Origin of the sequence: Bacillus sp. OxB-1 (assembly GCF_000829195.1) — a bacterium.
Classification (GTDB): Bacteria; Bacillota; Bacilli; order Bacillales_A; family Planococcaceae; genus Sporosarcina.
The window spans coordinates 140,544-153,851 of the sequence record NZ_AP013294.1; the positions used below are offsets into that span (position 1 = coordinate 140,544).

Sequence of the window (13,308 nt, forward strand, 5' to 3'; positions counted from 1 at the left end):
CAATAACAGGTGCCTGTGCATCGCACAATTCAGAAACAATTTGAAATATTCCTGAATTCAGTGATGCACAGGTACCTTATTCAAATAGGTACCTGTGCATCGCACTTTGTAAGCTTATAGCCTATTATTTATGAAGACGGCGGGAGTCGAACGTGCGTCCAGAGGCCTCCACCACAATCATTCTGCAATGGATGAATCTTCCGGATAATAAAGCTCCTTCCGCAAACAAACGTCCTTATGCCTCAATGTTTCACCCTCAAACCGCAGCCAAATTTCATCATCCGCCATGACACCATGCGTTTTTCGAACAATGCCCCAGCGATTATATGCTTGCATGCCAAGACTTTGGAGTAGTTCGTCGGCATTGGCGCGAGTAGGGGGGAAAGTGCGCCATTTCAACCATTTCTCCAGTTCTTCTGTTGTAATATGCCCCTCCATATTTGGAGAAAACTGTTTATTGAAGTCACTAATATAATTAATGACATATGGTGTTCCGCCATTCGATGGTTTTAAGTCTACATGCGCAATCACTTCATCCATCCACATCACATCAAACTTCATATAATCAATCATCGGGATCACTTCCTTCAAAGAACAGATGCGCAAAACTAGGGTCATTCATTTGCGAAAGAAGTACCAGCTTCGCGCGACCAAAATCGATATCCGTCGTTTCCAGTTGATGTAATAGGTTGGTTTTATTGATAAATGCGGGTCCCTTATAAAGGGCTAGCTGCTTGGAAAAACTCGAATTGAATGGCTTTGCCTTCACTTTTCGTTTTAGTATTGTCAGCGGTTTGCCAGGTAGATAATCTTTTTCATCCGATAATAAGCTAAGTCCATTATCAAAAATCGGTACGATCTTCCAAGACTTTTCAACTGGATAATATAAAAATAGAATATTATTTGTATGCCGATCTTCATTTAAAATAAGTGCATCGAATGCGAGCATTTGGGCAATTTCATCACGGACGTCCAGTCCAGTAAATGCCTCCACGTGCTGCATAATCTTTTCAAATTTTTCATTTGTAGATAAAGCTTTATCATTCAGAATGAAATCGCTTGAGGTGAAATTCGCTTCGAATAAACGTTCAAGCGTGACTTCTTGTAGCTTTCCTCTAAAGTCATACGAATAACAGCCGTTGGATGTTTCGCCGGTGGGTAAAAGGATTTTACAAGGTTTGTAAGTGACATACTGGCCCTTCTCTAATGTTGAGCAAGATAGAATGAGTGATGCAAGTACCTCCGCAAGTCCTTCATACCCCCGTGTGTTTTGTTTAATCCACTTATCACCAACATGCCATTTTGATTGATCCCCTTTGCTTGAGGTGCTGGTAATGCGCACTGCTTCTGCAGGAATCGGTATCATCTCCACATCATTCACATCCCCCATTTAGAATAGGTACCTGTGCATCGCGCGATTCAGAAACATCTCGGAATTATTTCTGATTCAGTGATGCGCAGGTACCTTATTCAATCTGCTTGTTTTTGCTTCCTTTTCAAATACTCCGTACGTATTTTTTCAAGTTGCTGCTTTTTATCAAATTGGGCAGGCTTGTTTTTTTCGTGATACTTTGTCACAGCCGCCTTACCTTTGTTATCCAATTGATATTTCCCCACTTTATTTCACCTACTTTTCTTGTCTTTAATGAGAATTTATTCGATAAATATAAATATAAAATGCCTAATTTCGATGAAGTTTTGAACTAGATATGTTTGCAAATGTTGATATATTTTCTTATACAACACCCAAATAAAGATCTAACGATTCATCTACAGCCTCCGCGACTAGCTGAATGAAATCATCATACTTTTTAGTTGTATGCGCTTTATCTAATGCCTCGTAATAAGCAAGGCGTTTTTCCACCGTGATAATTACAGGTGGATATCCTTCTTTCATGAGCTCCAAATTTAGCAAAAGCCTAGATGTACGCCCGTTTCCATCAATAAAAGGGTGAATACCTACAAAAACTGCATGCAGCATTGCCCCTCGAACAACCGGATGCAAGTGAACTCCCTCAGTTTGATACCAATGTATCAGTTGCTCCATCTTCTCAGGAATAAGTAGTGGAGCTGGTGGAATGTGTTTTGCCCCAGAAATAAAGACTTGCTGATCACGATAAACACCTGCATAGGAATCATCAATCCCTTTTAAGACGAGACGGTGAATATTCTTTATTTGCCATTCAGAAAAGGCCTCTTCTTTTTGGACAATTTCCTCTACATAATGAATTGCATCCCGATGATTAATGACTTCTAAATGCTCTCGTAGCGTCTTTCCACCAACCGTAATGCCTTCCAGTACAACTTTTGTTTCATTGATCGTTAATGTATTGCCTTCTATTGCATTGGAATGATATATCCAATCCAACAACAACTTTTCACGCAAACTATTCACTGTATAGGTCGACAGTGGTCTAAGCGCATCTAACCGCGCTTTATTTTCACTTATTTTATCTAAAATAAGAATCCCCCCAATCTCTTTCAGGTATTTTTGTATGAAAGTAGGGATGTTGTCCAAGAGTCATACTCCTGTTCAACATCCCTACTTTTTAAATATATTAAACGATGACTGTATCTTAAACAGCCTTAAACTATGGAGACGGCGGGAGTCGAACCCGCGTCCAGAGGCTCCAACACTCAAGCATCTACGCGTGTAGATTGTCTATTGGGTTTCGCGCTTCCGTTTGCCGACAATCAGGGCGACTCGGAGGCGCTATCCTGGTAGTCTCTTCCGGCTGCCTCAGGAGGCGGCAGTCGTCGTATCCCACTAATAGGTGAGCCTTACAATGCCACATGGGCGATGGAACTGCAAGGCAGATTCATCAGCTTACGCTGCGAATGCTAGGTTGTTGTTTGTTTTGCCTGTTATTATAGAATGCCGTTTCTGACGGAGCCGAGCCCTCCGACGCGCAACTCAAGCTCAGACCACCCCTGTCGAATCCGTAACGTCCCCGAATGGGAATGTCAGGATCTCCTCGACTTGCGAGGTACTGAACTTAACTTCTGAACCTAGTATACCTCATTTTCGGCCAAATTTCAATACTGCTGTTTGGCTTTGAAGGCGCGCTCCATCTCGCGTTTCGCCTCTTTCTTCTTCAGGTCTTCCCGCTTGTCGTAGTTCTTCTTCCCTTTTCCGATGCCGATCAGCACTTTGGCGAAGCCGTCTTTCAAGTACATCTTCAATGGGACGATCGCCATGCCCGCCTCTTTTGTTTGACCGATCAACGTATTGATCTGCTTTTTATGAAGCAATAGTTTCCTTGAACGGAGCGGATCATGGTTGAACCGGTTTCCTTGATCGTACGGGCTGATGTGCATATTGGAAATCCATGCTTCATTATTGCGGATCCGGACGAACGCATCGCGCAATTGGACTTTCCCATTGCGGATCGATTTGATCTCCGTTCCTTGGAGCACGATGCCCGCTTCGATCGTTTCTTCGATGGCGAAGTCGTGATTCGCCTTTTTATTGACTGCTACGACTTTTCCTTGACCTTTTGCCATCTCGTTACCCCCTCTAGCATGCCGGAGGGTCGTTCACCTCTCCGGCATCATTTTCTCTTTCTTGGCGCTTGCTTTTTGGACTTTTTCGCAAGGCCCTCGTAAAACTTCTTCTTTTTATTGCCCGAACCGCCTGAACCGGATTTCTTCCGATTCCGTCCATTGCCTTCGGACTTTTTGTCGCTGCTGCCGCCACCGCCGCCTCTCTTCTTCGCGTGGATGACAGTCGGCGTCTCTTTCCGCTTGCGGTGGAAAGATTGCTTCATGCCGACGATTTCGAAGTCGATGGCCTGCTCTTCCGGTTTGACGGACACGACGCGCACCGTCACTTCATCCCCGATTCGGAATTGCTTGCCGGTGTGCTCGCCGATCATGATCATTTGTCGATCATCGAATCGGTAATAGTCATCCGTCATATAGCTGACGTGGACGAGCCCTTCAATCGTATTCTCCAATTCGACGAACATGCCGAAGTTTGTCACAGAAGAAATGACGCCTTCGAACTCTTCCCCGATTTTATCTAGCATGTACTGCGCCTTCTTCAACGAGTCTGTATCCCGCTCCGCATCGACTGCCCGGCGTTCCCGGTCGGACGTATGCTGCGCGATTTCCGGCAGCTCCGCACCCCAATGCGTCAGCGTCTGGGACGATATATCTTTTTCGATCAAATACGTGCGGATCAACCGATGGACGATCAAGTCCGGATACCGACGGATCGGTGCTGTGAAATGCGTATAGAAATCCGTGGACAACCCGAAATGCCCCAAACTTTCCTCGAAGTATTTCGCTTGCTGCATCGAGCGTAAGAGCATGGTGGAAATGACCGTCTCTTCCGGCAGCCCTTCAATCGACTCGACGATTTCCTGCAATGCGCGAGGATGGACTGCATTGCCGGTCCCTTTGACGACGATTCCGAAATTCGTCAGGAACTCGAAGAAGCGCTGCAGCTTTTCCTCTTTCGGGTTTTCGTGGATCCGATAGAGGAACGGCACTTGCATCCAGTGGAAATGCTCGGCAATCGTTTCATTCGCCGCCAGCATGAATTCCTCGATGAGGCGCTCGGAAACCGTACGTTCCCGGACGACGACATCGGTCGGCCAGCCGTTTTCATCGACCAAGATCTTGGATTCCTTAAAATCGAAGTCGATCGCCCCCCGATCCATCCGCTTCTGCCTCAGGATTTGGGCCAAGTCCGCCATATCGTTGAGCATCGGCACGATATGTTCGTATTTCGCAGACAGTTCCTCATCTTTTTCCTCGATGATTTCATAAACGTCCGTGTATGTCATTCGTTCATCGGAGCGGATGACGCTTTCGAAAATCTCATGTTCGATCGCTTTTCCGTTCCGGTCAATCGTCATCTTGGCAGTTAACGTTAACCGGTCCACACCAGGGTTCAATGAACAAATGCCGTTCGATAATTTATGCGGCAGCATCGGAATGACGCGGTCGGTCAAATAGACACTCGTGCCGCGTTCATATGCTTCGGCATCCATCGGTGAATTTTCCGTGACATAATAGCTGACGTCCGAAATGTGGACGGATAGCACGTAATTCCCGTTTTCGTCCTTGAACAGCGAGATGGCGTCGTCCAAGTCTTTAGCATCCGCGCCGTCAATTGTGATCGTCAATTCATCACGGACATCGCGCCGTTTGAATAAATCCTTCTCTTGCACCGTATCCGGGATTTTATTCGCCTGGTCGATCACTTCTTGCGGGAATTCGATTTCAATTCCATGCTTGTAGATGATCGACAAAATATCGACGCCCGGGTCGTTTTTATGGCCTAGAATCTGCGTAACCATGCCGGTAGCGGATTTTAGTTCATCCGGCCAATTTGTAATTTCGACAACGACTTTATGGCCGTCCACGGCACCTAGGGAATCGCCTTTGCCTATGAAAATGTCCATCGGCAATTTTTTGTCATCCGGAATGACGAAGCCGAAGCCTTTATTATCCTGATAGGTTCCGACGACCTTGGTCGTGCCCCGTTCCGCGATACGGATGACAGTGCCCTCGCGCCGGTCGCCCGCTTGGCTATTGGAAACCCGGACAAGGACGATATCCCCGTTCATCGCGCCGTTCACCTCATGAGGCGGAATGAAAATATCATCCAGTCCTTCCGTCTCCGGCGCCACGAATCCGAATCCTTTGGCATGGCCGATAAATTTTCCGCGGACGAGATTCATCCGTTCCGGAACGCCGTAGCGGTTCGTGCGGGAACGGACAATCTGGCCTTTTTGCTCCAGGTGGACGAGCATTTTCACCAATTCCTTGAATTCGGCGGCCTGCTCCATTCCCATCAATTCCTGAATTTCTTGAACCGTCAACGGTTTATAGGCATCTTCTCTCATTAAATCCAGCAATCGTTGCTGCAATTCCAATTCAAAACTATCCAATTGCACCCCTCCTTCAATACTATAGCTTGGTCATTTCGTATATGTTTCACACGCTCCAGTCGAGTGATTCCAGAAATTCGAACAGGTCTTCATGTAGCTGTTCCTTTTCAGGGCCGAGTGTGATGACATGGCCGGACTCCTCGTACCATTTGATGCGCTTGTCGACGGATTCGGCATTGTCGTAAATGACATTCGCCGAGTCCGGATCAATCACATCGTCGTGCGTCGCCTGGACGACGAAAAGCGGCGCATAAATATGGTCGACATGGTCCCGGACATCGTAAACCAATTCCCGAAGATCCGCCAAGGAAGGCATGGACTGCTGCGCCAATGCTTCGACTTCCTTTTCGATTTCTTCTTCACTTTTTCCTTCCAATCGCTTATATTCCCGCGCGTATTTCAGCACGCCTTCGTACATGAGATCAGTCGTGCGCATCGACATCGGCGCGCACATCGTGGCAATCCCTTTCACTGGCATGTTATACCCCACTTTCAGGGAAAATACGCCACCCAACGATAGGCCGATGACCGCGATTTCATCATACCCGGCATCTTTCAATTGATTGTAGCCGCGGACGACATCCTGCCACCACTCGTCAGGCCCCGTTTTAATCAATTCCTCCGGCGGGACGCCATGCCCTTTGTAGTGGGGAGCCAAAGATGTATAGTTTTTCCTCTCCAAAAAACGTCCAAACATCCGGACGTCCGCCGAGTTGCCTGTGAACCCGTGAAGCAGCAACACAGCGCGCTTCCCTTTCTCGAAAAAGAACGGTTTCGGTATTGCGAATCTCATTCGATGCGACCTCCTACAAAAAACGCCCGACCATTCGGAAGGTCAGGCGTTTGTCATGTTATTGTCATAATGAAATTTAGAATTTAACGATGGCAATCGCCAATACGAAAAACAAAATGGATAGGACTATGGTGACCCGTTGCAACACGAGGTCCAAGCCACGCGCTTTTTGTTTCCCGAAAAGTTGTTCAGCCCCACCAGAGATGGCTCCTGAAAGACCTGCACTTTTTCCGGATTGCAATAAAACGACTGCGATCAATGCCAAAGCTACCACTACGAGCAGTGTCATCAGTATTGCGTGCATTTTGTTCCACCTCCTGAATCGAACTTCACAATACTTCTATTTTACCAAAACGATGAAGACCTGACAACCTTTTGTGAGATTCGATGGAAAGGGGGTGAATCATTTCGTTGCTGAACCGGATACCCTGGGAGCAAACTCTCACACCCCAGGCGCGAACTGGCACACCGGGACCGGAAACTCTCACACCCCCGTGAAACTGGCATACCCTGGGAGCAAACTCTCACGCCCCGGGCGCGAACTGGCACACCGGGACCGGAAACTCGGACACCTCCGCGAAACTGGCTTACCCTGGGAGCAAACTCTCACGCCCCGGGCGCGAACTGGCACACCGGGACCGGAAACTCGGACACCTCCGCGAAACTGGCTTACCCTGGGAGCAAACTCTCCCACCCCCGGCGCGAACTGACACACCGGCACCGGAAACTCTCACACCCCCGGCGCGAACTGACACACCGGCACCGGAAACTCTCACACCCCCGGCGCGAACTGACACACCGGCACCGGAAACTCTCACACCCCCGGCGCGAACTGACACACCGGCACCGGAAACTCTCACACCCCCGGCGCGAACTGACACACCGGCACCGGAAACTCTCACACCCCCGGCGCGAACTGACACACCGGCACCGGAAACTCTCACACCCCCGGCGCGAACTGACACACCGGCACCGGAAACTCTCACACCCCCGTGAAACTGGCATACCCTGGGAGCAAACTCTCACACCCCCGGGCATGACTGAACACACCTTCCGAGAGATATCCGTCGCTTTCATATAATTATTCGTCACTTCTCCAAACTTATTCTTCACTTTCGAGAATTTAATCGTCATCTCCCGGAGATTTATTCCTGAACAAGAATTTTGTCAGGGCGAATCAAGCGAGTCCTATGCTTCGCCACCCATTTTCTACCCCATATTACGCTCTGCTTGCACTCCAATCCTGTTTTCTTGCACTCCTAACCACTTTGCTTGCACTCCATTACTGTTTGCTTGCACTCTCAGCCGCTTTGCTTGCACCCACTACGTTTCTTGCAGCCCAACACCGTTTGCTTGCACCCCAACACTGTTTGCTTGCACTCCCAGCCGCTTTGCTTGCACTCTACTCCTGTTTGCTTGCAACCCACTACGTTTCTTGCACCCCAACACCGTTTGCTTGCACCCCCAGCCGCTTTTCTTGCACTCCCAACCACGTTGCTTGCACCCCACTACTTTGCTTGCACCCCAACACTGTTTGCTTGCACTCCCAGCCGCTTTGCTTACACTCCACTCCTGTTTGCTTGCACTCCACTGCGTTTCTTGCACCCCAACACCGTTTGCTTGCACTCCACTACCATTTGCTTGCACTCTCAGCCGCTTTGCTTGCACCACCAGCCGCCTTGCTTGCACTCCCCACCACGTTCCTTGCACTCCGCCACCATTCCCTTGCATCCAACCCACCCATGCTTGCAAACCATGACTCCCAGCCCATAAAAAAGCCCACCGAAGTGGACTTTTTCAACTTAATTATTTCTTCAAGTTATAGAACGATTTGATGCCCAAGTATTGTGCGGTTTCGTCCAATTGGTCTTCGATGCGGAGCAATTGGTTGTATTTCGCGACGCGGTCTGTGCGGGAAGGGGCACCGGTTTTGATTTGGCCCGCATTTGTTGCGACTGCGATGTCTGCGATTGTCGTGTCTTCGGATTCGCCGCTGCGGTGGGAGATGACTGCTGTGTAGCCCGCGCGTTTCGCCATTTCGATTGCGTCGAACGTTTCGGTCAGCGTACCGATCTGGTTCACTTTGATCAAGATCGAGTTGCCGACGCCTTCTTCGATGCCGCGAGCGAGTTTTTCCGTGTTCGTTACAAACAGGTCGTCCCCGACAAGCTGGACCTTGCTGCCAATGCGTTCTGTCAGCATTTTATGGCCCGCCCAGTCGTTTTCGTCCAAGCCGTCTTCAATCGAGATGATCGGATATTTATTGCAAAGCTCTTCATACCAGTTGACCATTTCTTCAGATGTGCGTACGATGCCTTCGCCTGCAAGATTGTAGTTGCCTTCCTCTTTGTTATAGAACTCCGAAGATGCGACGTCCATTGCCAAGACGACTTCTTCGCCTGGCTTGTAGCCTGCTTTTTCGATCGCTTCCAAAATTGTAGAAAGGGCTTCTTCGTTCGAAGACAAATTCGGTGCGAATCCGCCTTCATCGCCAACCGCCGTGTTCAATCCTTTTGATTGCAAAACTGCCTTCAGGCTATGGAAGATTTCGGTACCCATGCGAAGTCCGTGACGGAAAGTTTCCGCGCCGACCGGCATGATCATGAACTCTTGGATGTCGACGTTGTTGTCGGCATGCTCGCCGCCGTTCAAAATATTCATCATCGGCACCGGCAACTGCTTCGCATTGACGCCGCCCAAGTATTGATACAACGGCAAGTCCAGATAATCCGCCGCTGCATGTGCGACCGCCATGGACACACCCAGGATTGCGTTCGCGCCCAATTTCCCTTTGTTCGCAGTGCCGTCCAGTTCAATCAACGCTTTGTCGATTGACACTTGATCCAAAACGGAATAGACATCTTCCAGCTCTTCTGCAATGACGTCATTCACGTGCTCAACAGCTTTCAAGACACCTTTTCCAAGATAACGATCTTGGTCGCCGTCGCGTAATTCGACCGCTTCGTATTCTCCTGTGGACGCGCCGGACGGAACGATCGCTCGTCCGAATGCACCGCTTTCCGTGATGACTTCCACTTCTACTGTCGGATTTCCGCGTGAATCCAGTACTTCTCTAGCTTGGATCATTGTAATGATTGGCATGTCATTTATCCCCTTTTAAAATAATGGTGTACCGGTCATTTCTTCCGGTTGCTCAATATCCAATAATTTCAGCATCGTCGGCGCCAGATCGGCCAAGATGCCTTCCCGCAACTCGATATCCGGTTTCGTCACAATGACAGGCACCGGATTGGTCGTATGCGCCGTCATCGGTGCGCCGTCTTGCGTCGTCACTTCGTCCGCATTTCCATGGTCGGCTGTCACGATGGCCGTTCCGCCTTTTGCAAGCAGCGCATCGATGATTTTGCCGAGGCATTCATCGACGGTTTCGACCGCCTTGATCGTCGGTTCGAGCATGCCGCTATGGCCGACCATATCCGGGTTGGCGAAGTTCAGGATGATAGCGTCATAGCGATTGGCCGCAATCCCATCCAGCAATGCGTCCGTCACTTCATAAGCGCTCATTTCCGGCTTCAAGTCATATGTCGCCACTTTTGGTGAATTAATCAAAAGCCGCTCTTCCCCTTCGAAATTATCCTCTCTGCCGCCGCTCATGAAGAACGTGACGTGTGGATATTTCTCCGTCTCCGCGATGCGCAATTGCCGCAAGCCGTTTTTCGCAAGGACTTCCCCGATTGTATTATCGAGGTTTTCATTGTTGAATACGACGTTCGCGACCACTTCATCACTATAATGTGTGAAACTGACGAATTTCAAGTCTTCCAATTTCTTCGTTTCGAATTCGGCAAATGCCGGATCGGTGAATGCGCGGGAAAGCTGTATCGCCCGGTCCGGACGGAAATTGAAGAACACGACCGCGTCCCCGCTTTCCACCTTGGCCACCGGCTCTCCCAGCTCCTCGATCACGAACGGCATGACGAACTCATCATGGAGTTCCCGCTCGTACGAAGCAAGGACACCGGCCGACGGAGTCGCTGCTGTTTGGGCAACGCCATCCACGATAGCACGATATGCCTTTTCGACCCGGTCCCACCGCTTGTCCCGATCCATCGCGTAATACCGTCCGGAGACGGAAGCGAACTTGCCGACCTCCAGCTCTTTCATTACGGACTCGGTCTTTTCGATATAATCCAGAGCTGTTTGCGGACCGACATCCCGGCCGTCGAGGAACCCATGGATATAAACTTTTTCAATGCCGTTCAACTTCGCCAGCCGCAGCAATGCAAAAAGATGCTCATAATGGCTATGTACGCCGCCATCGGAAAGAAGGCCCATTAAATGAAGTGCCGAGCCTCGCTCTTTGACATGTGCAACGGCGTCCAGCAGCGCTTCTTTATTAAAAAAGTCAGCTTCCCGGATTGACTTGTTGATGCGTGTGAGGCTCTGGTACACGATCCGTCCTGCGCCGATATTCAAATGGCCGACCTCGGAATTCCCCATTTGTCCATCGGGAAGGCCCACCGCTTCGCCGGAAGCCGTCAGCGTCGTGTGAGGATAATTATTCCACAAAATGTCGAAGTTCGGCTTGTTCGCCTGCGCGACTGCATTGCCGAAGTTCTCATCACGCAACCCGAAGCCATCCAGAATGATTAACGCGACAGGTCCCGTCTTACCCATTTCCGCCGACCTCCATTAGTTTCAAAAATGAGGCAGGATCCAAGCTCGCCCCACCTACCAATGCCCCGTCGATATGTTCCATCGATAGCAATTCGCCGATGTTCTCCGGCTTGACGCTGCCGCCGTATTGGATACGGATCTGATCCGCAACGCTTTCTCCGTACATTTCTCGGATCGTGCTGCGAATCGTGCTGCACACTTCATTGGCGTCTTGAGCCGTTGCTGTTTTCCCTGTACCGATTGCCCAGATCGGTTCATAGGCGATGACCGCCTTTGCAGCGGACTGCGCATCGAGGCCCTTGAACGCTTTTACCACTTGGTCTGCCACCAATTGTGCCGTCTGGCCGGCCTCGCGCTGCTCAAGTGATTCTCCGACACAAACGATCGGTGTCAATCCGTTTTCGAATGCCGAAAGGACTTTCCGGTTCACGGAACTGTCGGTTTCATTAAAATACTGGCGGCGCTCCGAATGGCCGAGGATGACATAGCGCACCCCGACGCTCGCCAGCATCGCCGGGCTCACTTCCCCGGTGAACGCTCCCTCTTTCTCTTCGTGCATCGTCTGGGCACCGATGGCCAATGGAGATGCCAAGGTCAATCGCGACAGGTCCTCCAGGTAGAGGGATGGCGGACAAACGACCGCATCCACGCGATCCGATTCTTGGAGACTCCCGATCACTTCCCGAATAAAGCTTTTCGCTTCCTCACTCGTCTTATACATTTTCCAATTTCCCGCAATGATCCGTTTTCGCAAATCAGCACCTCCATTCATTGATCCTGTAATGCTACTACTCCAGGGAGTTCCTTCCCTTCCATGAATTCCAACGAAGCTCCGCCGCCCGTCGATACATGGTCCATCCGATCCGCCAAGTCGAATTTCTCGACAGCCGCTGCGGAGTCTCCACCGCCGATGATTGTGTAGGCCTCTGTTTCAGCCATCGCTTCCGCCACTTGTTTCGTGCCGTTTGAAAACGGCTCCATTTCAAAGACGCCCATCGGTCCATTCCAGATCGCGAACTTCGAATTCCGGATGACGTCTGCGTACAATTTCGCCGTTTCCGGTCCGATATCCAGCCCCATCCATCCTTCCGGGATCGCGTCTATTGTAACAGGTTGCGTTTTCGCTTCGTCGGAAAACGAGTCCGCCACGACCGCATCGATCGGCAAGTACAGATTGACATCTTTCTCCTTCGCTTTTTCAATGAAGGATTTGGCCAGTTCGATTTTGTCCTCTTCCACGAGCGAATTGCCTGTTTCATATCCTTGCGCTTTTGTAAATGTATAGGAAAGACCGCCTCCGATAAGAAGATTGTCTGCAATGTCCAATAGATTATCGATCACGCCGATTTTATCTTTCACTTTCGCGCCGCCAACGATCGCCGTGAATGGGCGGTCCGGGTTGGATAACGCCTTGCCGAGAACGTCCAGCTCCGTTTCGAGCAGGAATCCTAGCACGCCCGGTATGTAATTTGCTATGCCTGCTGTGGAGGCATGAGCACGGTGAGCAGTCCCGAATGCATCATTGACGAATACGTCCGCCAGTTTTGCGAATTCTTTCGCAAGTGCAGGATCATTTTTCTCTTCGCCTTCATTGAACCGCACATTTTCCAACAGGACAATCTCGCCGTTTTCCATCGAAGCGATCGCTTCTTCCACTGCTGTTCCGACGGATTCCTTGAGAATCTTCACCGGTTTCCCGAGCAGTTCCGCAAGTTTATTGCCCGCTGGTGCCAGGCGCATCTCTTCGACGACTTGTCCTTTCGGCCGGCCGAGATGACTCGCCAAGATGACTTTCGCTCCGTTTTCCACCATGTATTCAATCGTCGGGATTGCAGCCCGGATCCGGGTATCATCGGTCACTTCGCCATTCTCCATCGGTACATTGAAATCGACACGGCAAAATACACGTTGCCCTTCCAGCTGCATATCTTTCATCGTCTTTTTAGACATCATGAAAAATGCCCACCTCCAAGATTA

At 49.9% G+C, this 13,308-nt stretch carries 12 protein-coding genes and 1 other RNA gene; all 13 read right to left on the minus strand.

What is annotated here, in order from left to right; all coding sequences use genetic code 11:
• Positions 1–177 precede the first annotated feature (177 nt).
• A complete protein-coding gene (locus OXB_RS00805) occupies positions 178–573 on the minus strand; it encodes a hypothetical protein (RefSeq protein ID WP_041070968.1) in 396 nt (131 codons plus the stop codon).
• The gene (locus OXB_RS00810) at positions 566–1,366 is read right to left on the minus strand and encodes a hypothetical protein (RefSeq protein WP_231860379.1); all 801 of its coding nucleotides are present in this window, start codon (positions 1,364–1,366) and stop codon (positions 566–568) included. The genes OXB_RS00805 and OXB_RS00810 overlap by 8 nt, the downstream gene beginning before the upstream one ends.
• 104 nt (positions 1,367–1,470) lie before the next feature.
• Positions 1,471–1,617 carry a hypothetical protein gene (locus OXB_RS19015; RefSeq protein WP_041070972.1) on the minus strand — a complete coding sequence of 49 codons (147 nt, stop codon included), beginning with the start codon at positions 1,615–1,617 and terminating at the stop codon, positions 1,471–1,473.
• A 118-nt stretch (positions 1,618–1,735) separates the two neighbouring features.
• Entirely contained in the window at positions 1,736–2,461 is a 726-nt protein-coding gene (locus OXB_RS00820; protein ID WP_041076083.1) for a Fic family protein, read from the minus strand.
• 130 nt (positions 2,462–2,591) lie between these two features.
• Positions 2,592–2,953, minus strand: a transfer-messenger RNA (tmRNA) gene (gene ssrA / locus OXB_RS18175).
• 83 nt (positions 2,954–3,036) lie between these two features.
• A complete protein-coding gene (smpB, locus tag OXB_RS00825) occupies positions 3,037–3,504 on the minus strand; it encodes an SsrA-binding protein SmpB (protein ID WP_041070975.1) in 468 nt (155 codons plus the stop codon).
• Positions 3,505–3,551: 47 nt separating this feature from the next.
• Positions 3,552–5,855 (minus strand): ribonuclease R, encoded by a 2,304-nt coding sequence (gene rnr / locus OXB_RS00830; protein ID WP_052484156.1) that lies wholly within the window; start codon positions 5,853–5,855, stop codon positions 3,552–3,554.
• A gap of 91 nt (positions 5,856–5,946) precedes the next feature.
• Entirely contained in the window at positions 5,947–6,693 is a 747-nt protein-coding gene (locus tag OXB_RS00835) for an alpha/beta hydrolase (RefSeq protein WP_041070982.1), read from the minus strand.
• Between the two features lie 76 nt (positions 6,694–6,769).
• The gene (gene secG, locus OXB_RS00840; protein WP_041070986.1) at positions 6,770–6,997 is read right to left on the minus strand and encodes a preprotein translocase subunit SecG; all 228 of its coding nucleotides are present in this window, start codon (positions 6,995–6,997) and stop codon (positions 6,770–6,772) included.
• A gap of 1,502 nt (positions 6,998–8,499) precedes the next feature.
• Entirely contained in the window at positions 8,500–9,795 is a 1,296-nt protein-coding gene (eno, locus tag OXB_RS00850; RefSeq protein WP_041070993.1) for a phosphopyruvate hydratase, read from the minus strand.
• Positions 9,796–9,810: 15 nt separating this feature from the next.
• Positions 9,811–11,331 carry a 2,3-bisphosphoglycerate-independent phosphoglycerate mutase gene (gene gpmI, locus OXB_RS00855; protein ID WP_041070996.1) on the minus strand — a complete coding sequence of 507 codons (1,521 nt, stop codon included), beginning with the start codon at positions 11,329–11,331 and terminating at the stop codon, positions 9,811–9,813.
• The gene (gene tpiA / locus OXB_RS00860; protein WP_041070999.1) at positions 11,324–12,085 is read right to left on the minus strand and encodes a triose-phosphate isomerase; all 762 of its coding nucleotides are present in this window, start codon (positions 12,083–12,085) and stop codon (positions 11,324–11,326) included. The genes gpmI and tpiA overlap by 8 nt, the downstream gene beginning before the upstream one ends.
• A 14-nt stretch (positions 12,086–12,099) precedes the next feature.
• Positions 12,100–13,284 (minus strand): phosphoglycerate kinase, encoded by a 1,185-nt coding sequence (locus tag OXB_RS00865; RefSeq protein WP_041071002.1) that lies wholly within the window; start codon positions 13,282–13,284, stop codon positions 12,100–12,102.
• Between the last annotated feature and the right edge of the window lie 24 nt (positions 13,285–13,308).